This window comes from Geomonas paludis, from assembly GCF_014193585.1.
In the GTDB taxonomy this organism is placed as follows: Bacteria; Desulfobacterota; Desulfuromonadia; order Geobacterales; family Geobacteraceae; genus Geomonas; species Geomonas paludis.
The window spans coordinates 778,092-799,665 of record NZ_BLXY01000002.1 but is presented as its reverse complement, the minus strand read 5'-3'; the positions used below and the strand labels follow the sequence as shown (position 1 = coordinate 799,665).

General features: G+C 61.9%; 23 protein-coding genes. 21 read left to right on the top strand and 2 right to left on the bottom strand.

Translation table 11 applies throughout. The features are described from left to right. Positions 1-155: 155 nt before the first annotated feature. From H7687_RS09055 to H7687_RS08970, 18 genes are all read left to right on the top strand, one after another. On the top strand, positions 156-353 hold the full coding sequence (locus tag H7687_RS09055) for a helix-turn-helix transcriptional regulator (RefSeq protein ID WP_041248407.1): 198 nt from the start codon (positions 156-158) through the stop codon (positions 351-353). A 17-nt stretch (positions 354-370) separates the two neighbouring features. Further along, the gene (gene pilM, locus H7687_RS09050; protein ID WP_183346725.1) at positions 371-1,423 is read left to right on the top strand and encodes a type IV pilus biogenesis protein PilM; all 1,053 of its coding nucleotides are present in this window, start codon (positions 371-373) and stop codon (positions 1,421-1,423) included. After that, on the top strand, positions 1,420-1,968 hold the full coding sequence (locus H7687_RS09045; protein WP_183346724.1) for a PilN domain-containing protein: 549 nt from the start codon (positions 1,420-1,422) through the stop codon (positions 1,966-1,968). The genes pilM and H7687_RS09045 overlap by 4 nt, the downstream gene beginning before the upstream one ends. A 75-nt stretch (positions 1,969-2,043) precedes the next feature. Beyond that, the gene (locus tag H7687_RS09040) at positions 2,044-2,649 is read left to right on the top strand and encodes a type IV pilus inner membrane component PilO (RefSeq protein WP_183346723.1); all 606 of its coding nucleotides are present in this window, start codon (positions 2,044-2,046) and stop codon (positions 2,647-2,649) included. Next, complete coding sequence (locus H7687_RS09035; protein WP_183346722.1) at positions 2,624-3,160, top strand: pilus assembly protein PilP; 537 nt, start codon at positions 2,624-2,626, stop codon at positions 3,158-3,160. Before H7687_RS09040 ends, H7687_RS09035 begins: the two co-directional genes overlap by 26 nt. 12 nt (positions 3,161-3,172) lie before the next feature. Continuing rightward, on the top strand, positions 3,173-5,959 hold the full coding sequence (locus H7687_RS09030; RefSeq protein WP_183346721.1) for a type IV pilus secretin PilQ: 2,787 nt from the start codon (positions 3,173-3,175) through the stop codon (positions 5,957-5,959). A 34-nt stretch (positions 5,960-5,993) separates the two neighbouring features. Next, positions 5,994-6,725 carry a hypothetical protein gene (locus H7687_RS09025; protein ID WP_183346720.1) on the top strand — a complete coding sequence of 244 codons (732 nt, stop codon included), beginning with the start codon at positions 5,994-5,996 and terminating at the stop codon, positions 6,723-6,725. Positions 6,726-6,837: 112 nt separating this feature from the next. Next, on the top strand, positions 6,838-8,019 hold the full coding sequence (gene aroC, locus H7687_RS09020) for a chorismate synthase (RefSeq protein ID WP_183346719.1): 1,182 nt from the start codon (positions 6,838-6,840) through the stop codon (positions 8,017-8,019). Positions 8,020-8,167: 148 nt separating this feature from the next. Continuing rightward, a complete protein-coding gene (locus tag H7687_RS09015) occupies positions 8,168-8,677 on the top strand; it encodes a shikimate kinase (RefSeq protein ID WP_308469782.1) in 510 nt (169 codons plus the stop codon). Positions 8,678-8,679: 2 nt separating this feature from the next. Beyond that, a complete protein-coding gene (gene aroB, locus H7687_RS09010; protein WP_371877566.1) occupies positions 8,680-9,759 on the top strand; it encodes a 3-dehydroquinate synthase in 1,080 nt (359 codons plus the stop codon). A gap of 1 nt (position 9,760) precedes the next feature. Then, the gene (locus tag H7687_RS09005) at positions 9,761-10,936 is read left to right on the top strand and encodes a tetratricopeptide repeat protein (RefSeq protein WP_183346717.1); all 1,176 of its coding nucleotides are present in this window, start codon (positions 9,761-9,763) and stop codon (positions 10,934-10,936) included. Continuing rightward, on the top strand, positions 10,926-11,285 hold the full coding sequence (locus tag H7687_RS09000; protein WP_183346716.1) for a roadblock/LC7 domain-containing protein: 360 nt from the start codon (positions 10,926-10,928) through the stop codon (positions 11,283-11,285). Before H7687_RS09005 ends, H7687_RS09000 begins: the two co-directional genes overlap by 11 nt. After that, positions 11,282-11,725, top strand: a complete 444-nt coding sequence (aroQ, locus tag H7687_RS08995; protein ID WP_183346715.1) for a type II 3-dehydroquinate dehydratase — start codon at positions 11,282-11,284, stop codon at positions 11,723-11,725. Before H7687_RS09000 ends, aroQ begins: the two co-directional genes overlap by 4 nt. A 21-nt stretch (positions 11,726-11,746) precedes the next feature. Then, the gene (locus H7687_RS08990) at positions 11,747-12,814 is read left to right on the top strand and encodes an aminopeptidase P family protein (protein WP_183346714.1); all 1,068 of its coding nucleotides are present in this window, start codon (positions 11,747-11,749) and stop codon (positions 12,812-12,814) included. Positions 12,815-12,888: 74 nt separating this feature from the next. Continuing rightward, positions 12,889-13,362 carry an acetyl-CoA carboxylase biotin carboxyl carrier protein gene (accB, locus tag H7687_RS08985; RefSeq protein ID WP_183346713.1) on the top strand — a complete coding sequence of 158 codons (474 nt, stop codon included), beginning with the start codon at positions 12,889-12,891 and terminating at the stop codon, positions 13,360-13,362. Between the two features lie 124 nt (positions 13,363-13,486). After that, positions 13,487-14,827 (top strand): acetyl-CoA carboxylase biotin carboxylase subunit, encoded by a 1,341-nt coding sequence (gene accC / locus H7687_RS08980; protein ID WP_183346712.1) that lies wholly within the window; start codon positions 13,487-13,489, stop codon positions 14,825-14,827. A gap of 3 nt (positions 14,828-14,830) precedes the next feature. Next, on the top strand, positions 14,831-15,220 hold the full coding sequence (gene gcvH / locus H7687_RS08975; protein WP_183346711.1) for a glycine cleavage system protein GcvH: 390 nt from the start codon (positions 14,831-14,833) through the stop codon (positions 15,218-15,220). A gap of 268 nt (positions 15,221-15,488) precedes the next feature. Next, on the top strand, positions 15,489-16,310 hold the full coding sequence (locus H7687_RS08970) for a menaquinone biosynthetic enzyme MqnA/MqnD family protein (protein WP_183346710.1): 822 nt from the start codon (positions 15,489-15,491) through the stop codon (positions 16,308-16,310). Between the two features lie 94 nt (positions 16,311-16,404). Here H7687_RS08970 and H7687_RS08965 read toward each other — a convergent pair whose 3' ends face one another. Beyond that, the gene (locus tag H7687_RS08965) at positions 16,405-16,863 is read right to left on the bottom strand and encodes an NUDIX domain-containing protein (RefSeq protein ID WP_183346709.1); all 459 of its coding nucleotides are present in this window, start codon (positions 16,861-16,863) and stop codon (positions 16,405-16,407) included. An 87-nt stretch (positions 16,864-16,950) separates the two neighbouring features. Then, positions 16,951-17,244: a PxxKW family cysteine-rich protein gene (locus H7687_RS08960; RefSeq protein ID WP_183346708.1), complete on the bottom strand. Its 294-nt coding sequence runs from the start codon at positions 17,242-17,244 to the stop codon at positions 16,951-16,953. A 236-nt stretch (positions 17,245-17,480) separates the two neighbouring features. Here H7687_RS08960 and H7687_RS08955 point away from each other — a divergent pair, with 236 nt between their 5' ends. From H7687_RS08955 to nifS, 3 genes are all read left to right on the top strand, one after another. Next, positions 17,481-18,905, top strand: a complete 1,425-nt coding sequence (locus tag H7687_RS08955; protein WP_183346707.1) for a phosphoglucomutase/phosphomannomutase family protein — start codon at positions 17,481-17,483, stop codon at positions 18,903-18,905. Between the two features lie 607 nt (positions 18,906-19,512). Beyond that, the gene (gene nifU / locus H7687_RS08950; protein WP_183346706.1) at positions 19,513-20,373 is read left to right on the top strand and encodes a Fe-S cluster assembly protein NifU; all 861 of its coding nucleotides are present in this window, start codon (positions 19,513-19,515) and stop codon (positions 20,371-20,373) included. Beyond that, positions 20,370-21,539, top strand: a complete 1,170-nt coding sequence (gene nifS / locus H7687_RS08945; protein ID WP_183346705.1) for a cysteine desulfurase NifS — start codon at positions 20,370-20,372, stop codon at positions 21,537-21,539. The genes nifU and nifS overlap by 4 nt, the downstream gene beginning before the upstream one ends. Positions 21,540-21,574: the final 35 nt, after the last annotated feature.

Sequence of the window (21,574 nt, the reverse complement as noted above, 5' to 3'; positions counted from 1 at the left end):
GCGCGTGAGACAGGAGGTGCCGCTTCTCCCCCATGGGAAAGTTTTTATTGTGAAGTATAATTACATATAACTTTAAATAAAATGTTGACTTTCCTTTTTATTGATGAGAAAGTGCGCCAAAATTCGTTACATCTGTCTTCAAGCGGTGCCTACTTATGATCATGAACAGCGTCAAGAAACTCCGAGAAGAGCGCCTGATGAGCAAGGCCGAGCTGGCACGGCTGGCCGGGGTGTCGCCCATCACCATCGACCGGATCGAACGGGGTGAGGACTGCAGGATGGAGACCAAGCGCAAGATCCTGCTTGCACTGGGGTTTTCCCTCTCCGACAAGAACAAGGTATTCCAGGACTAGGTAGATAGGACCACACGATGCTTTTCTCCAAGAAGAAGGACATAGTAGGGGTCGACATAGGATCCAGTGCCGTGAAGCTCGTGCAGCTGCGCCCGGCCAAGGGGGGCTTCCAGCTCATGAAGATCGGGATCCTGCCGCTGCCGGCCGAGGCCATCGTCGACAACACCCTGATGGACAGCTCTTCGATCGTCGAGACGGTCAGGCAGCTGCTGGGGACCCTGGGAGTGAAGGCCAAGGAGGCCGTCTGCTCCATCTCGGGGAACTCGGTCATCATCAGAAAGATCTCCCTGCCGGTGATGCCGGTCGAGGAACTGGAAGACCAGATCCACTGGGAGGCCGAGCAGTACATCCCCTTCGACATCAACGACGTCAACGTCGACTTTCAGATTCTCTCCCCTGACGAGCAGGACCCCTCCAAGATGAACGTCCTGCTGGTTGCCAGCAAGAAGGACATCATCAACGACTACATCTCCGTGTTTGCGGAGGCCGGGCTCAAGCTGGCGGTGGTGGACGTCGACTCCTTCGCGGTCCAGAACGCCTTCGAGTTGAACTACGCCGTCGACCCGGACCAGGTGGTGGCGCTGGTCAACATAGGCGCCAGCATCTTCAACCTCAACATCATCAGGGATGGCGTCTCGCTGTTCACCCGCGACGTGCAGATGGGCGGCAACCTCTACACCGAGGAGATCCAGAAGCAGTTCGGCATCAGCAGCGCCGAGGCCGAGGAGATGAAGCTCGGCGCGGGGCACTCCTCCGACCCGCGCCTGGGCGACGTGCTGCAGCGGGTCAACGACACCATCGCCCTGGAGATGCGCCGCTCCCTGGACTTCTACAACTCCACCGCGGGCGAAGAGCGCATCACCAAGGTCTTCCTGAGCGGCGGAGCGGCCAAGACGCAGCAGCTGATCGATGCGGTGCAGCAGAGGCTCGCGCTCCCGGTCGAGATCCTGAACCCGCTGGCCCGGGTCACCGTGAACGAGAAGGAGTTCGATTCACGGTACCTTGAGGAGATCGCTCCGCTTATGTCGGTAGCGGTGGGGCTCGCTACGAGGAGGGCCGGAGACAAATGATCAAGATAAACCTCCTCCCGATACGGGCATCCAAGAAGAAGGAAACCATTCGCCAGCAGGTCACCATCCTGGTGATCGCCCTGGTAACCGTCCTGGTGGTGGGGCTGGGGTGGTGGATCTACCTGCGCAGCCAGATCAGCACGGTGAAGAGCGATATCGCCAGCGCCGAGACGGAACTGGCCCAGCTGAAGACCAAGATCGGGGTCATCGACAACCTGAAGAAGCTGCAGGCCGACGTCAAGAAGAAGCTCGACGTGCTGAACCGCCTGCGCCGCGGTAAGACCGGCCCAGCAGCGCGGCTGGCGGCGCTCTCCGAATCCACCCCGGACAAGCTCTGGCTCACCAGGTACGTTGAGAACGGGTCGGCGGTAACGCTTTCCGGCGGCGCCATGAGCGAGGACCTGATCGCCGTGTTCATGAAGACGTTGCAGGCCTCCGGTGCCTTCACCAACGTGGAGCTCGTGGTCTCGGAGCAGGCGGAGTTAGCCGGCGTGAAATACAAGCGTTTCGACCTGGGATTCCAGATCAAGGACCAGAAGCCGTAGCGCCGGGATTTCCGGCCCAGGATGCGGCGCGAGCAGGCAGCGCGCAAACCAAGAAGCTGAATCAGAGGCATTGCCATGGATCCACAGATAGAGAAGTTGCTGAAGCTCCCGACCAAAGAGAAGGTCGCGCTCTTGATACTGCTGCTGGCCCTGGAAGGGGCCGGCCTGTACTACGGGCTGCACCGTCCCCGGCTCCAGGAACTGGATACGCTGAAGACCCAGCAGCAGGAGTTGCAAAAGCAGATCGACGAGAACCGTCGCATCGCCAACAACCTGCCGCGCTTCAAGGCCGAGTACGAGCAGTTGAAGCGTGACCTGGACAGCGCCCTGACCGAGCTCCCCAACCAGAAGGAGATCCCGTCGCTTTTGACCAGCATCTCCAACTCCGGCAAGGGGGCCGGCCTCGAATTCCTGCTGTTCAGGCCCAAGCCCGAGGTCCCCAAGGACTTCTACGCCGAGGTGCCGGTTGACATCTCCGTTTCCGGGACCTTCTACAACGTGGCCGACTTCTTCGTCGCGGTGGGCAAGCTGCCGCGCATCGTCAACATCACCAACGTCAACGTCACGGAGATCAAGGAAGCCGCAGGGCGCACTATCATGAAGGTGAACTGCCTGGCCACCACCTTCCGCTTCCTCGATCCCAAAGAGAGCAAGAATGCGAATGCCAATAAACCGAAATAGCGCGCTGCTTTTGACGCTGTTGCTGGCGTTTTCGTACGGCTGCAAAAAGGAAGAGGCCCCCGCACCTCCGCCTCCCGCCCCCGCCGCGCCGAAACCCGCGCCCGCGCCCAAGCCGGCGCCGCCGGTACAGCAGCAGCTTTCCTCCGCGGCCAAGGTCGGTTCCGCGGTCGTTTTCAAGAAGGACCCCTTCAAGCCGCTGCTGGTGCCGCAGGCGCCGACCGCGCCGGCCGGCCAGGCCGCCCGTCCCGCCGGGCCTCCTCCTGCCGATCTGCTGCCGATCCAGAGCTTCGAGGTGAACAAGTTCAAGGTTGCCGGCATCATCGCCGGGCTCAGGGAGAACAAGGCCCTGGTGGTCGACCCCAACGGCAAGGGTTACGTAGTCCAGGTCGGCATGCAGATAGGCAACGCCAACGGCAGGATCTCCAGGATCACCTCCTCTACGGTGGAGGTCGTGGAGAAGAGCGGTCGCAAGAGTAAAACCACCGTGCTCACGCTGGCCAAGAAAAGGTAAGGAGCGTTTCAGATGACCATGTACCAGAGCAGAATTCTTTGTCATGCCATGGCACTCATCGTCCTGTTGACGGTTTCTGCCGGCTGCGTCAAGAGGATGACCGCCGTTAACGAGCCTGCTCAGGCAGAGGCCGCGGCTTTTGCCACACTGCGCTCCGTGACGGTTTCGGACGATGGCTCCAGCGTCGAGTTGACCAGCGACAGGCCCCTTACCTATACCTCCTACAAGGGTGGGGAGCCGGCCAGGATCATCGTGGACATCTCGCAGACCGAGCCCGGCGCGGTCGCCTCGCCCATCGAGGTCAACCGCGGCAGCGTCAAGCGGATCGAGATCGAGCGCCAGCCCGTGGGCGGCAGCGTGCTGACCCGGGTCGCCTTGGTGCTTAACCACGACGTCGATTTCTCGGTCGCCACCGACCCCGCCAGCAAGAACAAGCTCCTGATCAGTCTGCCCCGTGAGGCGGAGGCCAAGAGTGAGCCTGCCACCAAGGAAGCTCCCATCGCCGAGCCGCGCATCGAGGAGAAGACGCTGGTAGCCGATGCGGCCGCGAAGAGCCAGGCCCCCCAGGCCAGCGACGCCAAGACGGCTGTCCCCGAGCCGCCCGCACCGCCTGCCGACAAACCGGCCGCTAAGCCGGTCCCGGCCGCTAAAAGCGAGGCCGAAAACGGCGGCCAGTCCAAGCTGAACGCGGTGATCACCGCGGCGGACGGTGTCGAACTCTCGGTGCAGGGAGGGGTAGAGACCTTCAACTCCTTCAAGCTCGCCAAGCCCGACCGCATCGTGGTGGACCTGTTCAAGGTCAAAAACGTGCTGCCGCAGAACGTGATTCCGGTGGGCGCCTTCGGCGTCGCCAACGCCCGGGTCGGCTCCACCCCCGACAAGGTGCGCGTGGTGCTCGATGCCTCCGGCGAAGGGCTCCCCGCTTTCGAGGTGGTCAAGAGCGACCTCGGCGTGAAAATCAAGCTGAAGGGGAAGGGCCCGGCCGCAGCGGCGGCTCCCGCTCCCGCCCCGGCTGCAGCCGCGGCGCCGGCACCTGCTCCGGCACCCGTAGCCGCACCCGCACCCGCACCGGCACCGGCACCGGCACCGGCACCGGCACCTGTGGCCAAGATGAAGGCCGAAGTCCCGCCGGGGCGCAACGTGAAAGGCGCGCTGGAGGCGGTCGACTTCAAGGTCGTCGAAGGCGTTTCCCGCATCTCCATGAAACTGCACGGCACCTGCGAGCCGGGCGAACCGGTGCGGAGCCCCCAGGGGCTGACCCTGACCATCAACAACTGCCAGGTGCCCAAGTCGCTGCAGCGCGCCATGGACACCTCGAAGTTCGGCTCACCGGTGCTTTCGGTGACCCCCTATCAGGTCAAGGTCAAAGGTGGCTATGTCACCAAGATCGCCGTGAAGCTACAGGGGAACCCGGAGTACACCACCAGCCGCAAGGGTGACGTCCTTACCTGGGACATCGTGAACCCCGGCCCCGCGGTGGCGGCGAAGCTGCCCCCGGCGCCTGCCGCCAAGCCCAGGGCTCCCGAGGCTGCCGACGAGCTGGCCCCGCGCGCCGAGGAGCCGATGACCGAGATCTCCGGCAACATCGAGAAGCGGGCTGTCAAGAAGGTGTACAAGGGGAGGAGGGTTACCCTCGAATTCTCCGATGCCGATATCAGGAAGATCTTCCAGTTGATCGCCGAGGTCAGCAACCTGAACTTCCTCATCTCCGACGACGTCACCGGCACCATCAGCATCAAGCTGGTCAACGTGCCCTGGGACCAGGCTCTGGACGTGATCCTCGACACCAAGGGCCTCGCCATGGTGCAGCAGGGCAACATCGTCCAGATCAAGGCGCGCAATAAGATGCAGAACCAAGCCGACGAGGAGACCGCGGCCAAGAAAGCGGCTGAACGGTTGATGGAACTGCACACCGCGGTATTCGAGGTCAACTACGCCAACATTGGCGACGTCGCCACCCAGTTCAACATCATGAAGAGCGAGCGCGGCATCATCACGAGGGACGAGCGCACCAGCCGCGTCATCGTGAAGGACATCCAGCCCGCCCTCGACGACATGAGGGCTCTGCTGAAGACTCTCGACCTGCCGGAGAAGCAGGTCCAGATCGAGGCGCGCATCGTGGAGGCCACCTCGACCTTCACCCGTGACCTCGGTGTGCAGTGGTCCTTGGGGTACGCAGACGGTTCCGCATCCATTGCCGGCATCAACTCCATCGAAACCACCTTCGGCGGTGTCGTCTCCACGGTCGGCCCCGGCGTCTCGGGTTCCGGCGGCCTCGGAATGGGGGTCTCCTTCGGAAAGCTGACCAGCAACATTCAGCTCGACATGAGGCTCGCCGCCGCCGCGACCATCGGCCAAGTGAAGATCATTTCCACTCCCAAAGTGGTCACACTGAACAACAAGGCGGCGAAGATTTCCCAGGGGCAGTCGATCCCATACCAGACCACCTCTGCCGAAGGGACCAAGACGGAATTCGTCGAGGCTGCGCTGACCCTCGAGGTGACGCCGCACATCACCGCCGACGGCTCCGTCAGCATGAAGATCAAGGCCAGCAACAACTCCCCGGGGACCGGTTCGCCGCCGCCGATCAACAAGAAAGAGGCCACCACCGAGCTGGTCGTTTCCAATGGCGACACCACCGTCATCGGCGGCATCTACGTCGACAACGAGACCGACATCGACACCGGCGTCCCCTTCCTCGCGGACATTCCGCTGCTGGGGTGGTTGTTCAAGTCCAACTCAAAGCAGAAAACGAAGACAGAACTTCTGATCTTCATAACACCTAAAATCGTACTTTAAATTAAGCAGACGCTAGTCTGGCATTGGAGAAACTATGAAATTGAAGCTGATTCTGATTGTGTTGACGACCTTGCTTGCTTTAGGTGGCTGCGGAGCTAGTGGTGGAGATGGGGTTAATGGTCAGGTTGCCCTTGTGAGTGCTACGGCTGATGGACCTTGGATTACAGCTTTAGCCAAATATGTAAGCCCTGACAAAGGTAATGTCATTGGCACAAAAATATCATTTTATGTTCAACTTGATGACACCACCTATTTCATAACGGAGAGAAGTGTAGACTCAGTCACCGGTGAGGTTGGCGCGCTGTTCAAAGTCCCTGCTTTCAATGGTGCGAAGCAAATTATAGTCATAGCTAAATCCGATAAGCTTGAGGATTCAGAACTTGTTGATGTAATCGGTCGTTCAATGTCACTAACGCCGCCTTCTGCCATAACTCAGAGTACTACGGCCGCTACGGGTACGAATGTTGATATTACCATTCCATCTAATTCCTTTATTACAATAACAGATCCGTTTTCCACCGCTGAACATACCGTCACTATCACTGCAGAGGTTACTTCCACCAGCGGTAGTGCGACTATAACTCCCACGTCGACAACAACTACTTGGTCTGGTGGCACGTTATTGTCTCCGGCAACTGTAGTTCATCTCACGGTACCGGCAGTTTTGACAACCGAGACGGCTACCATAACCTGGACTGTAACGGATCAGACAAGTAGCCTTGTTCGTACCGGGACCACTGTCGTGAGTCTGACCAAACCAAGTTAAGCATTCCCACCCATTTTTTGAGGTAGGCCAAATGCCAGGGGGGTACCCCTGGCATTTGTTTAACGTCTGTCAGGCATGTCCACAGTTGATTCAATTTTCAGCAGGAGAAACAATGTTCAGATACCTTACCGCGGGCGAATCGCATGGCCCGCAGTTGACCGCCATCATCGAAGGACTCCCCTCGGGGCTCAAGCTCAGCGAAAGCGACATCAACGCTGACCTCCTGCGCAGGCAGGGGGGCTACGGCCGCGGCGGCCGCATGAAGATAGAAACCGACCGCGCCAGCATACGCTCCGGCGTGCGCTGGGGCGAAACTCTGGGCTCCCCGATCACCCTGGTCGTGGAAAACTCCGACTGGGTGAACTGGGAACAGCGCATGTCGGTCAACCCCGAGCACCGCGACGACTCCATCCGCGTCACCCGCGCCCGGCCCGGTCACGCCGACCTTCCCGGCGCCATGAAGTACGCCCACAATGACGTGCGCAACATCCTCGAGCGCTCCAGTGCGCGGGAAACCGCGGTGCGTGTCGCGGTGGGGGCAGTCGCCAAGGCCTACCTGGCCCGCTTCGGCATCGCCGTGACCGGCTGCGTTACTGAGTTGGGCGGGGTCAAGGCGGAACGTCCCGACCTTTCCGTGAAGGCGCTGCAGGATGCAATCGCGTCCTCGCCGGTGTACACCTACGACGCCAAGGCCGAGATCGAGATGGTCGAGGCGATCGACCGCGCCAAGGCCGCCGGCGACACCCTGGGGGGCGTGGTCGAGGTCAGGGTGACCGGAGTTCCGGTCGGCCTGGGAAGCCACGTGCAGTGGGATCGCAGGCTCGATGCGCGCCTGGCCGCGGCAGTGATGAGCATCCAGGCGTTCAAGGGGGTGGAGATCGGCGCGGGTTTCGAGACGGCGCGGCTCCCCGGGTCCCAGGTGCACGACGAGATCTATTTCGACGAGCAGCGCATGGCGCGCGGCGAGAAGACCGGCTTCTATCGCAACACCAACCGGGCCGGCGGACTGGAAGGGGGCATCACCAACGGCGAGGAGATCGTGGTGTACGGAGCCATGAAACCGATCCCTACCCTGTACACGCCGCTCAAGTCGGTCGACATCCTGACCAAGGAGCCCTTCGAGGCCACCGTGGAACGCTCTGACTGCTGCGCGGTTCCTGCCGCTTCGGTTGTCGCCGAGGCCGTGGTCGCCGTGGAGATCGTCAATGCGTTCATGGAGAAGTTCGGCGGCGATTCCGTCGCCGAGACCGCCAGGAACTACTCGTCCTACATCGAGTACCTGCGGGAATTCTAGACATCAGAACCCCCTCTCCCTCCGGGAGAGGGCGGGGTGAGGGGTGTTGCATCAAGTACCAGCGTGTGGTGCCCAGCGCAGCACCCTCACCCGGCCTCCGGCCACCCTCTCCCGGCGGGAGAGGGAACCAAGCTTTGAGGGTGGTCCTTTGAAAAACATCTTTCTCACCGGCTTCATGGGGTGCGGCAAGACCAGCGTCGGGCAGGTGCTGGCGCAGCGGCTGGGGTGGTCCTTCGTCGATCTGGACCAGGTCATCGTCGAACAGGCGGGGCGCAGCATCAAGGAGATCTTCGCCGAAGAGGGCGAGCCTTTTTTCCGGGCGCTGGAGTCCACAACCCTGGAGCGGGTGGCGACCGGGGCGGGCCAGGTGGTTTCGACCGGAGGCGGCGTGGTCATCGCGCCCGCCAACCGGACCGTGATGCGCAGCCACGGCTGCATCGTCAACCTCACCGCAACTGTGGAGACCATCGCCCAGCGGGTGAGCGGCGACAGCGAGCGGCCCTTGCTGGCGGACGACGCATCCGTGCTGAAGATCCGCACCATGCTGGAAAACCGCGAGCAGTTCTACGCCGACGCCGACGTCCGGATCGACACCACCGGCAAAGACATTGCGGCGGTTGCCGACGAAGTACTAGATTTCTGCAAGGGGTCTTTGTGAACATCCAACAGATAAAAGTGGCGCTCGGTGAGCGGAGCTACGACATACAACTTGGTGCAGGCATCCTGGGAACCGTCGGCACCCTTTGCCGTGAACTGGGGCTGACCGGCACCGCGGCCGTGGTGTCCAATACCACCGTCGCACCGCTTTACTACGAGACGGTGCGCGCCGCCATGGAGGCGGCGGGATACCAGGTGCTCCTGGTCTCCCTCCCCGACGGCGAGGCGTACAAGAACAGCGCCACGCTGAACCAGATCTACGACGCCCTCGTGGACGCCTCGCTCGATCGCGGCTCCTTCATCCTCGCCCTGGGTGGCGGGGTGATCGGGGACATGGCCGGTTTCGCGGCGGCAAGTTACCTGCGCGGCATCCCCTTCGTACAGCTGCCCACCACGCTGTTGTCCCAGGTCGATTCCAGCGTCGGGGGGAAGACCGGCATCAACCATCCCCGCGGCAAGAACCTGATCGGCGCGTTCTACCAGCCCAAGGGGGTGCTGATCGACGTGATGACGCTGGACACGCTGCCGGAGCGGGAGTTCCGCGCCGGCCTGGGCGAGATCGTCAAGTACGGCGCCGTGCTGGACGGCGACTTCTTCAGGTTCCTCGAGTCCAACGTCGAGGCGCTGCTGGCCCGGGACAAGGGTGCCCTGATCGAGGCCGTCGCCCGCAGCTGTTCCATCAAGGCCAAAGTGGTGGCGGTGGACGAGCGGGAAGGGGGGGTGCGCGCGGTGCTCAACTACGGGCATACCCTCGGGCACGCCGTCGAGACCCTGACCGGGTACACCACCTACCTGCACGGCGAGGCGGTCGCCATCGGCATGGTCCAGGCGGCCAAGATCTCGCAGCAGTTCGGCTACTGCAGCCAGGCCGACCGGGACCGGATCGAGGCGCTCATCGCCGCACTGGGACTTCCCGCCGAGCTCCCCGCGTTCCCGTCGGAAAAGTACGTGGAGGCTCTCTCCCATGACAAGAAGGTGCGCGACAAGGGGTTGCTCTTCATCTGCAACCGCGGCATCGGCGCTTACAAGATGGAAAGGGTCACCGACCTCAAAGCACTGCTGGAGATCTGCATAGGAGCGTGACATGGTAGAGGACGCGTTGTCGTTTTGGACTGAGATTCAGCGTTACGAAGACATGCTGGCGGCGGATGCGAAATCGCTCTGCTTCGCACCGCTCTCCGACCTGTATCGGAAGCTCGGCCTTCTGGACGATGCCGTCTCCGTGGCACAGAAAGGATGCACCGCGCACCCCGAGTATGCGCTGGGATTCGTGGCCCTGGGCAACGCCTGCTACGCCAAGGGGATGCCGCAAGAAGCCCGGCAGGCCTTGGAAAAGGCGATCGCCCTCAAGCCGGATCACATCCAGGCCATGAAGGTGCTGAGCCAGCTCTACGTGGAACTCGGCGAAGTCACCCTTGCCCGCCAGGTGCTGGGTCAGGTGCTGGCGCAGGATCCCGACGATATGGAGAGCAGCATGCTGCTCAATTCCATCGGCGCGGCTTCGGCCGCTCCCCCCGCAGCGGCGGCAGACGAGGAGGTGCTCGAAGAGCTGGAGATCATCGAGGAGCTCGAAGTGCTCGACGAGGAGCCGGAGGCAGAGCCGGCTGCGGCACCTGCGCCGGCCCCGGCCGCGCCCGCCGCGGCATCGCCTGCGGTGGAGGACGCCGAAGACATCTGGGCCATAGAGGATCTTGAAGAGGTTGCCGAAGCGCCCGCTGCTGCTGCCCAACCGCGTGCCGCCGTCCCCGATCCGCTCACCACCGCCACCCTGGCGGAACTGTATGTCTCGCAGGGGTTCCTGGACAAGGCGATCGGCATCTACCGCGAGCTGATCGCTGCGCATCCCGGCAACCAGCAATACCGCCTCAGGTGCGAAGAGATCGTGGAACAGCAGCAGTTGCAGCAGGCTGCATCGGCGCAGCCGGCTCACAGCGAGGTTGCCGCAGCACCTGCTGCTCCCGCGGCTGCACCGGCGGCAACTGTCGCTCCAGCAGCCCCGGCGGTGCCTGTCGCTCCCGCAGCACCTGCCGCCCCCCCCGCCTTTGCCGGGCACGAAGCGCCCGCCGCCATGGAAGTGCCCATCAGTTTCGAGGAAGTCGCCGTCCCGGCTGCTATTGCCGGGATGGAATCGCCGGCGCAACAGGAAGCGGCGCCGCTGGAGCAGCCCCATGTGCCGGAGGAGCCCATCGAGGACGGTGACCTGGAGAGCTCGCTGCAGCGCTGGCTGGAAAACATAAGGAGAAGAAAAGATGGGGTTTAAGGGGATTCTGAAGGAGATAGTGGTGGAAAGCGGCGGCCTGGGCGGCGTCATCATGGGGTATGACGGCATCGCCATCGAGGAGTACCTGCGCGAGGCGGCCGGGCTGGACGTGCAAACCCTGACCATCGAGTACGCCTCGGTGCTCAAGGAGATCAAGAGGACGGTGGGCGTGCTCAAGACCGGCGAGCTGGAAGAGGTTTCCATCATCACCGAGAAGTGCTGCATCATCGTGCGCGGCGTCAGCGAAGACTTCTTCGCGGCGCTGGTGCTCCCCGCCGACGGCAACTTCGGCAAGGCCCGCTTCCTGTTGAAACGCTCGGCGCCGGCCTTCCGGGAGTCGCTGCAATGAGTGCCGCGAAGATCCTGGTCCTGCACGGGCCGAACCTGAACCTCCTGGGGGTACGGGAGCCGGGCGTCTACGGCACCACCACCCTGGAGGGGATCAACCAGGCGCTCAGGGAACTGGCGGCTGAACTGTCTCTGGAGCTCGAAATCGTCCAGAGCAACAGTGAAGGGGCTCTCGTTGATGCCATCCAGGGAGCCATGGGCACCTGCCAGGGCATCCTCATCAACCCCGCAGCCTATACCCACACCAGCGTCGCCATCCGTGACGCCATCGCCTCCACCGCGCTCCCCGCAGTGGAGGTCCACCTCTCCAACGTCCATGCCCGGGAGCCCTTCCGGAGCCACAGTTTCATAGCCCCGGTAGCGGTCGGACAGATCTGCGGTTTCGGCCCTGACAGCTACCTTTTGGGGCTGCGCGCCCTTGCCAAACGGCTGGGAAAATAAGATTGTCTTACGGACGGAATTATGATAGGTAACAGAATCCTTGCGGCCCGAGAATGCCTGAAACGTCTGGATGCCGATCTGTTGCTGGTTCTCAATCTGAGCAACATCCGGTACCTCGCCGGCTTCACCGGCAGCGAGGGGCTGCTGCTACTCTCTCCAGAAGACGGGTGGTTTCTCACCGACTCCCGTTACACCTCACAGGCTGGCGCCGAGGTCACGGGCGCCAAGGTTATCGAGTTCTCCAACCGGATGGATACGCTGGTCGAATTGCTGCAGCAAAGCGGCGCGACCAGGGTGGCCTTCGAAGCCGGCTCCACCACAGTCGCTTTCTACCAGGAGCTTTGCGCCAGGACCCCGGAGATCGAGTACCTCTCCGCCGACACGGAGATGGTCGGCCTGAGGACGGTGAAGGACGCCGGCGAACTGGAGATCCTGGAGCGGGTGGCGGCGATCGCCTCCGAGGCGCTCCTGGAGACCGTGGCGCGTCTGAAGCCCGGGATGACCGAAAGCGAGGTCGCCTGGATGCTGGAAGTCGCCATGCGGGAGAGGGGGGCGGAAGGGAAATCCTTCGATTTCATCGTCGCCTCCGGCGAGCGCGGCGCACTGCCGCACGGCCGCGCCTCCGAGAAGAAGCTGGTGGCCGGAGAACTGGTCACCATCGATTACGGCGCCATCTACCGCGGCTACTGCTCCGACGAGACGGTGACGGTCTGCCTGGGACAGCCGGACGCGAAGCAGCGCGAGGTGTACGAAACGGTACTGTCGGCCCAGCGGGCGGCCCTGGATGCGGTGCACCCCGGCATGAGTTTCCGGGACCTGGACGCCAAGGCGCGCGACTACATCGGGGCCAAAGGCTTCGGCGAGTATTTCGGGCACGGCCTGGGACACGGGGTCGGCATCGACATCCACGAGCATCCCACGGCCTCGCCGCGCAGCAAGCACGTGATCCAGGAGGGGATGGTGTTCACCATCGAGCCCGGGATCTACATTCCCGGGTGGGGCGGGGTCCGCATCGAGGACACCGTGGTGGTCGGGCAGAACGGCTGCCGGCCCATCACCCGGGTCCCCAAGGAGTTGATGATCCTCTGAGAGTTTCACGGGCCTGTCCGGCATCGACCGGTAGGCCTTTAACCATGCAATAAAGTGAAGAAAAGGAGAATGATGTGGATATAAAAGACCTGAAGATGCTGATCAAGATGGTAACGGAGACCGACATCACCGAGTTCGAGCTGGAGAACGCCGATGACAAAGTGGTCATCAAGAGGGGCTGCAGCAGCGCCCAGTTCCAGGTTCAGGCGCCCGTCGCCTACCAGTACGCTCCGGCCGCTCCCGTCGCCGCTCCCGCAGCGCCGGCTGCCGCTCCCGCTGCCGCTCCGGCCGCTGCCGAGAAAGAGCAGGGCGACGTGATCACCTCCCCCATCGTCGGCACCTTCTACCGTGCTCCGGCTCCGGACGCCGCTCCCTTCGTGGAAGTCGGCCAGATCGTCGAGAAGGGGCAGGTCCTCTGCATCGTCGAGGCGATGAAACTGATGAACGAGATCGAGGCCGAGTTCAAGTGCAAGATCGTCAAGATCTGCAAGGAGAACGCGCAGCCGGTCGAGTACGGCGACGCCCTGTTCGTGGTGGAGAAGCTGTAAAAACAGATTGAGATAAAGATAAAGATTAAGACCAGGATCCCGTTGTGGCGGTCTCGCCGCGGGTTCTGGTCTTAGCCTCAATCTAAATCTTGGTCTCAATCTTTATCTGTTTCTTGGAGACATCATGTTTCATAAAATTCTTATCGCAAACCGGGGGGAGATCGCCCTCCGTATCATCAGGACCTGCAAGGAGATGGGGATCAAGACGGTCGCCGTCTACTCTTCCGCCGACTCCGAGTCGCTGCACGTGAAACTCGCCGACGAGAGCGTCTGCATCGGCCCGGCTCCCAGCCTCTCCAGCTACCTCAACATCAACGCCATCATTTCCGCGGCCGAACTGACCGACGCGGAAGCGATCCACCCGGGCTACGGCTTCCTGTCCGAGAACCCGAGGTTCGCAGAGATCTGCGAGAAGTGCGGCATCACCTTCATCGGCCCCACCGCAGAGAGCATGCGCATCATGGGCGACAAGATCTCCGCCCGCCAGGCGGTGATCAAGGTCGGCGTGCCCATCCTGCCGGGCACCAAGGAAGGGGTCCACGACGTCAACGAGGCGGTCAAGGTCGCCAAGGAAATCGGCTTCCCGGTCATCATCAAGGCGACGGCGGGCGGCGGCGGGCGCGGCATGAAGATCGTGCACTCCCCGGCGGCGCTCCCCAACGCGTTCATGACCGCGAGGACCGAGGCGCAGACCGGCTTCGGCAACCCGGAAGTCTACATCGAGCGCTACTGCGAGAACCCGCGTCACGTCGAGATCCAGGTCCTGGCCGACAAGCACGGCAACGTCATCCACCTGGGCGAGCGCGACTGCTCCATCCAGCGTCGTCACCAGAAGGTGATCGAGGAGGCTCCCTCCACCGTCACCACCCCGGAGCTCAGGAAGGCGATGGGCGAGGCCGCGGTCGCCGCTGCCAAGGCCGTCAACTACAACAGCGTGGGCACCATGGAGTTCCTGGTCGACAAGAACAACAACTTCTACTTCATGGAGATGAACACCCGCGTGCAGGTGGAGCACCCGGTTACCGAGATGGTCACCGGCGTCGACATCGTCAAGGAGCAGATCCGCTCCGCCTTCGGCGAAAAACTCCGCTACACCCAGGACGACATCAAGATCAAGGGTCACTCCATCGAGTGCCGCATCAACGCGGAAGACTCGGTCAAGTTCACCCCGTGCCCCGGCAAGATCACCGATCACCATACCCCGGGCGGTCTCGGCGTCCGCGTCGACTCGTTCGTCTACACCAACTACAGCGTGGTGCCGCACTACGACTCCCTGATCGCCAAGCTGATCGTGCATGCCGACACCAGGGACGAGGCCATCAAGCGCATGGCACGCGCGCTGGACGAGTACATCGTCGACGGCATCAAGACCACCATCCCGTTCCACAAGCGGATCATGGCCAACAAAGACTTCATAGAAGGGAACATAGACACCAGCTTCATCGAAAGGCTGGTACTGGAGTAAGCTATGGACTTTCCAGAAGAGCTTAAGTACAGCAAAGAGCACCTGTGGGTCCGCGTCGAAGGTGACCGCGCCGTAATCGGGGTCACCGACTACGCGCAGGTCGAGTTGGGCAACGTCACCTCGGTCGAACTCCCGGAGCCGGGGGACGAACTGGAGCAGGACGATTCTTTCGGCTCCATCGAGGCGAGGAAGACGGTTGCCGACCTCTACGCACCTCTTTCCGGCACCGTGCTCGAGGTCAACTCCGAGCTTGGGACCGCACCGGAGTTCGTCAACGACGATCCCTATGACGGCGGCTGGTTGGTCGTCATCGAGATGGCCGACGCCGAGGAGTTGAACCTCCTCATGTCCGCCGAGCTGTACGAGGACACCGTATCCGTTTCCGAAGATTAACCGTCAGCAGTTTGAGATAGACCTGAAAAGGCGAGAGATCCTCTCGCCTTTTCCTTTTCCTTTCCCGACGAGCTCTGTCTTCCGCTAGTTCCCTCTCCCTGCGGGAGAGGGTGCCCGAAGGGCGGGTGAGGGCGCTGCCGGCTGCAGGCATGTTGCCATCGGCGACTCCCTCACCCTGGCCCTCTCCCGGAGGGAGAGGGGAAGTGGATGTGCTGGCAGGTCATGTCAGTCACATTTCTCTTGTCATAAGATTAACCGGAGTTTCTCAGTGACCATCAACATCGGACACATCAAGTACGCGAACTGCACCCCCATCTTCACCGCTCTCGCTTCCCATTTCGACTGTACCGGTTACCGCTTCGTCGACGGCGTGCCCGCACGGCTGAACGCCATGCTGCGCGCCGGCGAGATAGACCTCAGCCCTTCCTCCTCGATCGAGTACGCCATGGCGCATGAGCAGTACTGCCTGCTTCCCGAGCTCTCCATCAGCGCCATCGGCCCGGTGAAGAGCGTGTTCCTCTTCTCGCGGGTTCCGGTTGACGAGTTGGATGGCGCCGCCATCGGCCTTACCGCCGAGTCCGACACCTCGGTGAACCTGCTGAAGGTGCTGCTGGCGCGGAAGTTCGGCTTTGCCAACAGCTTCGAGCGGACCACGCTGCCGCTTTCCCAGGCTTTGGAGCAGTATCCCGGCCTGTTGCTGATCGGCGATGCCGCTCTGAAAGGGGCCGCCTCCGGTTCCGGCTTCTTCTGTTACGACCTGGGGCAACTGTGGCACGAGTTCACCGGGCTCCCCTTCGTCTTCGCCCTCTGGATCGTGCGGCGTGAGGCGGCGCAGGAGAAGGGCGCCGAACTGGCGGCGCTGGCCCATGACCTGGTGGCGGCCAAGAAACTCGCCTACGCAAGCTACGCCGAGATCGCGGCGCAGTGCGAGGAGCGCGCCTGGCTGAGCGAGGAGGCGCTGGTGGACTACTGGCAGACCATCTCCTACGAGCTGACCGACGCACACCTCGAAGGGGCCCGGCTCTTTTTCCGGTACGCCTTCGAGATGGGGCTCATTCCGAGCCTGCCGGAGTTGCGGTTTTTCGAGTAGGGGGAGGGTTGGGGCAATGATTATTCGCCCCTACAGAACGTTCTGGGCGTTGTCGAGGTGAAAAGGGGTGGCCTGAAGGCCACCCCTTTTTCTTTTAGATCGTCCCCGCCTTTTTCTTGGAACGGTAGTCGGACAGGATCCGTGCGTGGTCGAAGCAGAGCGGCTCGGGTAGGGCGTCGATGGGGAAGATGGCGAAGGCGGCCGCATCGTCGCCGGCTTTGGGCGTGCCGGAGGCCTTGGCGACGTAGACGGTCGAGATGTTGTGGCTGCGCTTGTCGCGAGCGGGATCCGAATAGCATCCCAACAGCCTTAGGTCCTTCTCCTCCAGCTGCACCGAAATCTCCTCCTGGATCTCACGCACCGCGGCATGCTCCAGCGACTCGCCGTAGTCCACGAAGCCTCCGGGGATGGCCCAGCCGAACGGTTCGTTCTTGCGCTCGATGAGCACGATCCCTTCCGGAAGCTCGACGATCACGTCCACGGTCGGCAGAGGATTCTTGTACTGTTTCACCTGGGCCCCGCAGGCGGGGCAGGCCAGGAAGTCGAAAGGCATAGGACACCTCCGTTGCTACGATTGAGAGTAAAAAAAAGGGAGGACCTGAGTCCTCCCTTCTTAGGGTACAGCAAAATACTGTGGGTACTACTTCTTCTTCTTGGCGCCTGCGGCTTTCTTGGAAGCCTTGAGCGGGTTGATCTTGGCGTCGTCGGTCTTGATCTCGACCTTGACGTGGGTAGCGAAGTTGCAGATACCGCCGACCCACTTCTTCTCGGGAGCCGGGTATGCGCTGCAAACCTTCCCGATGGAGCCGTCTACGATCCTGTCACAACCTTCGCAGTTCTCCACGATCAGTTGGCAGGAACCTTCGGTGAATACACAACCCTGTTTACCCCAGAAAGTGCACTCGGCACCAGGAAGTACGGTTTGACATTGCATGTTTAAGCCTCCTCAATTGCTTCGTAATCGGTTGATAGAGGACACTCTACCAATTTCGAAAGAAAAATGTCAACCCACTTTTTTCGCTAAAACTTGACTCTCTTCGGCGTCTGCATTAATCTCTAGTAATTATTTTATCGGGTCGCCTGGTACTCCTGTTTTCGATAGGTTATCGATCACAAGTGGGGGCTCTGCCAGATAGAGGTGACCTTACTATCGAACACCCTGGAGGGATTATGCAGCGGATTACTTTCGGCACTTCCGGCTGGCGCGGCATCTTGTGTGAAGATTTCATCTTTGAGAATGTTAAGGTCGTCACCCAGGCCATCGCCGATCATGTTAAGAGTAACGGCGAAGGGAACAAGGGGATCATCGTCGGATACGACTCCAGGTTCATGGGCGAGGCGTTCGCCCGCGAGGCGGCCCGTGTCCTGACCGGCTCCGGCATCCCCACCTTCCTCTGTGTCCGCGACACCCCCACACCCGTAATTTCCTTTGAGATTCTCCGCCGCGGTGCCGCCGGCGCCATCAACTTCACCGCCAGCCACAACCCTCCCGAGTACAACGGCATCAAGTTCTCGCCCTCCTGGGGGGGACCCGCCTTGCCGCAGACCACCAACGACATCGAGCGGCGCGCCAACGAGATGCTGGGCGAGATCTGCTACAACGAGTGCTCCATCGACGATGCCGTCAAGAAAGGGCTTCTGGTAGAGATCGACCCCATGCAGGATTACCTGGACGACCTGGCCAAGAAGGTCGATTTCGCCGCCATCGCGAAACTGGGCACCATCGCCGTCAACCCGCTCTACGGGACCGCGCGCGGGTACCTGGCCGAGCCGCTCAAGGCGCACGGGGTCAAGGTGGTGCAGATGAACGCCAACCGCGATCCGTACTTCGGCGGCTTCCCGCCGGAGCCGAGCGAGAAATATATTCAGGATTTCATCAAGCTGGTGCAGCAGGATCCCGAGATCGCCCTCGGCATCGCCACCGACGGCGACGCGGACCGCTTCGGCATCGTCGACGGCGACGGCACCTTCATCGAGCCGAACTACGTCATCGCGCTGCTGCTCGATTACCTGGTCCGGGTCAAGGGGATGAAAGGGGGCGTCGGACGTTCCGTTGCCACCTCGCACCTGGTCGACGCGGTCGCCAAGATGCACGACATCAAGGTTTACGAGACGCCGGTCGGCTTCAAGTTCGTCGGCGAACTGATCGCCCAGGACAAGATCATCATCGGCGGCGAAGAGAGCGCAGGCCTCACCATCAAGGGGCACGTCCCGGAGAAGGACGGCATTCTCGCCTGTCTCCTGGTCGCCGAGATGGTCGCCCGCGAGGGGATGCCGGTCAAGGCGCTGTTGGAGAGGCTCTACAGCAAGGTCGGCCGCTACCTCACCAAGAGGGTCAACCTGACCCTTTCTCCGGAACTGGAAGAGATTTTCCCGGAGCGGATCGCGGCGACACCGGCCAGCTTCGCCGGGGAGGCGGTCAAGGAGAAGATCACCGTCGACGGCAACAAGTTCATCCTCCAGGACGGCAGTTGGCTCCTGTTCCGCAAATCGGGAACCGAGCCGGTGGTGCGCCTGTACTGCGAGGCGTCCAGCGAGGAGCGCCTGCAGGCGCTGGTGGAAGCCGGCCGCGAGTTCATTCTGGGCAAAGGGTAAACAGAGCGGCAGAAGGGACAGGCTCCGTAGGTGCCTGTCCCTCTAGCGGAACACTCTTTTCTGCTCGGCCACCTTTTCCTGGTTCCCAAGCTCCAGCTTGGGAACCCCATGTTGGCGCAAAGCTCCAGCTTTGCATCCGAGGGAAGTTGGAGCTTCGGAGAGGCTTTGCGTTCCCAAGGTGGACCTTGGGAACGAGATCAACGAGACCAACTAAAGGGGGACTGGCACCTGGCGGAGCCAGTCCCCTCCATCCGGGACGCTGTTTCCGCGCAGGGCTTTCGGCCCTGCCGCCGACTGCGTCCCATTTTATTACAGGTGCTCTTTTGTGGGGCAGTCGACGGTCACGCCGTCGGCATCGTCGCGGCTCCGTCAGCGATAGTCGCGCACTCGCGCAGCAGAACTTTTCTCGCAGATTCCCGCAGTTATCGCTTCGTGATTGCCTGCCGCCGGGATCCACCTTAAAGCGGAGCGGGAATTGCAGTTCCTGCCGGAAACGTTAACTAATTCCGGGTACCCTACCGCGCCGCTGTGAATTATGCTCGTTTAGGGGTTGTTCTTTTCGCAAGCTTTGCGCTATGATAACCGGACTAATTAGAAGGGAGGGTCTATGTGGGACTACACCGATAAAGTAAAAGAACATTTCCTCAACCCCAGGAACGTGGGCGAGATAACGGATGCTGATGCGGTCGGCGAGGTTGGCAGCCTGGCCTGCGGCGATGCCCTTAAGCTGTTTATAAAGCTGGACGAGAACAAAGAGCGCATCGTTGACGCCAAATTCCAGACCTTCGGCTGCGGCAGCGCCATCGCTTCTTCCTCGGCGCTGACCGAGATGGTGAAGGGCAAGACCCTGGACGAGGCGCTCGAGATCACCAACCAGCAGATCGCCGATTTCCTGGGCGGGCTTCCCGAAGAGAAGATGCACTGCTCGGTCATGGGGCAGGAGGCGCTGGAAGTAGCCATCGCCAAGTACCGCGGCGTCGAGGCGCCGGTCCACGGCCACGGCCACGACCACGTCGAGACCGAGGGTGAACTGGTCTGCAAATGCTTCGGCCTGACCGACGTCTTCCTGAAGAAGGTGATCGTTTCCAACAAGCTGACCACCGCCGAGCAGGTCACCCACTTCACCAAGGCCGGCGGCGCCTGCGGCGGCTGCATTCCCAAGATCAAGGAGCTCATCGCCGAGGTCCTGGGCGAAGAGAAGAAAGCGGCTGCCGAGAAGCCGGCGAAACTCACCAACCTCAGGAAGATGCAGCTGATCCAGGAGACCCTGGAGAACGAGGTGCGTCCGCAGCTGTGGGCTGACGGCGGCGATCTCGAACTGATCGACATCGACGGCTCCAACGTCCAGGTCGCCTTCAGGAAGGCCTGCGCCGGTTGCGCCTCCTCCGGCTACACCGCCAAGTTCGTCGAGCAGAAGCTGCGCGAACTGGTTTCCCCCGACATCACGGTACAGGAGGTTCAGGGATGAGAGAGATCTATCTTGACAACAACGCCACCACCAAGGTGGACGAGCGGGTTTTCGAGGAGATGCGTCCCTACTTCTGCGAGCTGTACGGCAACCCGAGTTCCATGCACTTCTTCGGCGGCCAGGTGCAAAAGAAGGTGGACGAGGCCCGTGCCCGGGTCGCCTCGCTTCTGGGCGCCCTGCCGGACGAGATCGTCTTCACCGCCTGCGGCACCGAGAGCGACAACGCCGCCATCCGTTCGGCGCTGGAGGTCTTTCCGGAGAAGCGTCACATCATCACCAGCCGCGTCGAGCACCCGGCGGTGCTGACCCAGTGCCGCAACCTCTCCAAGCGCGGTTACCGCGTCACCGAACTCAACGTCGATGGCAACGGCCAACTCGACCTGAACGAACTGGAGCGGCTGGTGGATGAAGATACCGCCATCGTCTCGCTCATGTACGCCAACAACGAGACCGGTGTCATCTTCCCGATCGAGGAAGCGGCCAAGATCGTCAAGAAGAAGGGCGCCCTGTTCCACACCGACGCGGTGCAGGCGGTCGGCAAGATCCCGCTGAACATGGCGGAGTCGGCGATCGACATGCTCTCCCTTTCCGGGCACAAGCTGCACGCCCCCAAAGGTGTCGGCGTTCTTTACGTGCGTCGCGGCACGCCGTTCCGTCCGATGCTGGTGGGCGGGCACCAGGAGCGCGGCCGCAGGGCCGGCACCGAGAACACCGCATCCATCATCGCCATGGGCAAGGCCTGTCAGCTGGCCGAGCAGTACATGGCGGACGAGGCCGGGCGCGTGCGCGAGATGCGCGACCGTCTGGAGCGCGAACTGACCGCGCTGATCCCGAACACCAGGATCAACGGCGGCGGCACCGAGCGTCTTCCCAACACCCTTTCCATCGCCATGGAGTTCGTGGAAGGGGAGGGCATCCTGCTGCTGCTCTCCGAGAAGGGGATCTGTGCTTCTTCCGGCAGCGCCTGCACCTCCGGTTCGCTGGAGCCGTCCCACGTGCTGCGCGCAATGGGCGTTCCCTTCACCTGCGCTCACGGTTCCATCCGCTTCTCGCTGTCCAGGTTCACCACCGATGACGACATCGATGCCGTGATCGAAGCGCTGCCGCCCATCATCGCCCGCCTGCGCGCGATGTCGCCGTTTGGGCGCGAGTTCTTGAACAAGTAATAACGCCTGCCGCATCAGGGCAGAGGGCATAAGAA

What these genes read in the sequence shown, in the direction of transcription:
- H7687_RS09055 (WP_041248407.1), top strand. Translation starts at nt 156, where the DNA reads ATGATCATGAACAGCGTCAAGAAACTCCGAGAAGAGCGCCTGATGAGC.
- H7687_RS08990 (WP_183346714.1), top strand. Translation starts at nt 11,747, where the DNA reads ATGATAGGTAACAGAATCCTTGCGGCCCGAGAATGCCTGAAACGTCTG.
- H7687_RS09040 (WP_183346723.1), top strand. Translation starts at nt 2,044, where the DNA reads ATGGATCCACAGATAGAGAAGTTGCTGAAGCTCCCGACCAAAGAGAAG.
- H7687_RS09035 (WP_183346722.1), top strand. Translation starts at nt 2,624, where the DNA reads ATGCGAATGCCAATAAACCGAAATAGCGCGCTGCTTTTGACGCTGTTG.
- pilM (WP_183346725.1), top strand. Translation starts at nt 371, where the DNA reads ATGCTTTTCTCCAAGAAGAAGGACATAGTAGGGGTCGACATAGGATCC.
- accC (WP_183346712.1), top strand. Translation starts at nt 13,487, where the DNA reads ATGTTTCATAAAATTCTTATCGCAAACCGGGGGGAGATCGCCCTCCGT.
- H7687_RS09000 (WP_183346716.1), top strand. Translation starts at nt 10,926, where the DNA reads ATGGGGTTTAAGGGGATTCTGAAGGAGATAGTGGTGGAAAGCGGCGGC.
- nifU (WP_183346706.1), top strand. Translation starts at nt 19,513, where the DNA reads ATGTGGGACTACACCGATAAAGTAAAAGAACATTTCCTCAACCCCAGG.
- H7687_RS09030 (WP_183346721.1), top strand. Translation starts at nt 3,173, where the DNA reads ATGACCATGTACCAGAGCAGAATTCTTTGTCATGCCATGGCACTCATC.
- gcvH (WP_183346711.1), top strand. Translation starts at nt 14,831, where the DNA reads ATGGACTTTCCAGAAGAGCTTAAGTACAGCAAAGAGCACCTGTGGGTC.
- H7687_RS08965 (WP_183346709.1), bottom strand. Translation starts at nt 16,863, where the DNA reads ATGCCTTTCGACTTCCTGGCCTGCCCCGCCTGCGGGGCCCAGGTGAAA.
- H7687_RS09025 (WP_183346720.1), top strand. Translation starts at nt 5,994, where the DNA reads ATGAAATTGAAGCTGATTCTGATTGTGTTGACGACCTTGCTTGCTTTA.
- H7687_RS08955 (WP_183346707.1), top strand. Translation starts at nt 17,481, where the DNA reads ATGCAGCGGATTACTTTCGGCACTTCCGGCTGGCGCGGCATCTTGTGT.
- H7687_RS09005 (WP_183346717.1), top strand. Translation starts at nt 9,761, where the DNA reads ATGGTAGAGGACGCGTTGTCGTTTTGGACTGAGATTCAGCGTTACGAA.
- aroC (WP_183346719.1), top strand. Translation starts at nt 6,838, where the DNA reads ATGTTCAGATACCTTACCGCGGGCGAATCGCATGGCCCGCAGTTGACC.
- nifS (WP_183346705.1), top strand. Translation starts at nt 20,370, where the DNA reads ATGAGAGAGATCTATCTTGACAACAACGCCACCACCAAGGTGGACGAG.
- H7687_RS08960 (WP_183346708.1), bottom strand. Translation starts at nt 17,244, where the DNA reads ATGCAATGTCAAACCGTACTTCCTGGTGCCGAGTGCACTTTCTGGGGT.
- aroQ (WP_183346715.1), top strand. Translation starts at nt 11,282, where the DNA reads ATGAGTGCCGCGAAGATCCTGGTCCTGCACGGGCCGAACCTGAACCTC.
- H7687_RS09045 (WP_183346724.1), top strand. Translation starts at nt 1,420, where the DNA reads ATGATCAAGATAAACCTCCTCCCGATACGGGCATCCAAGAAGAAGGAA.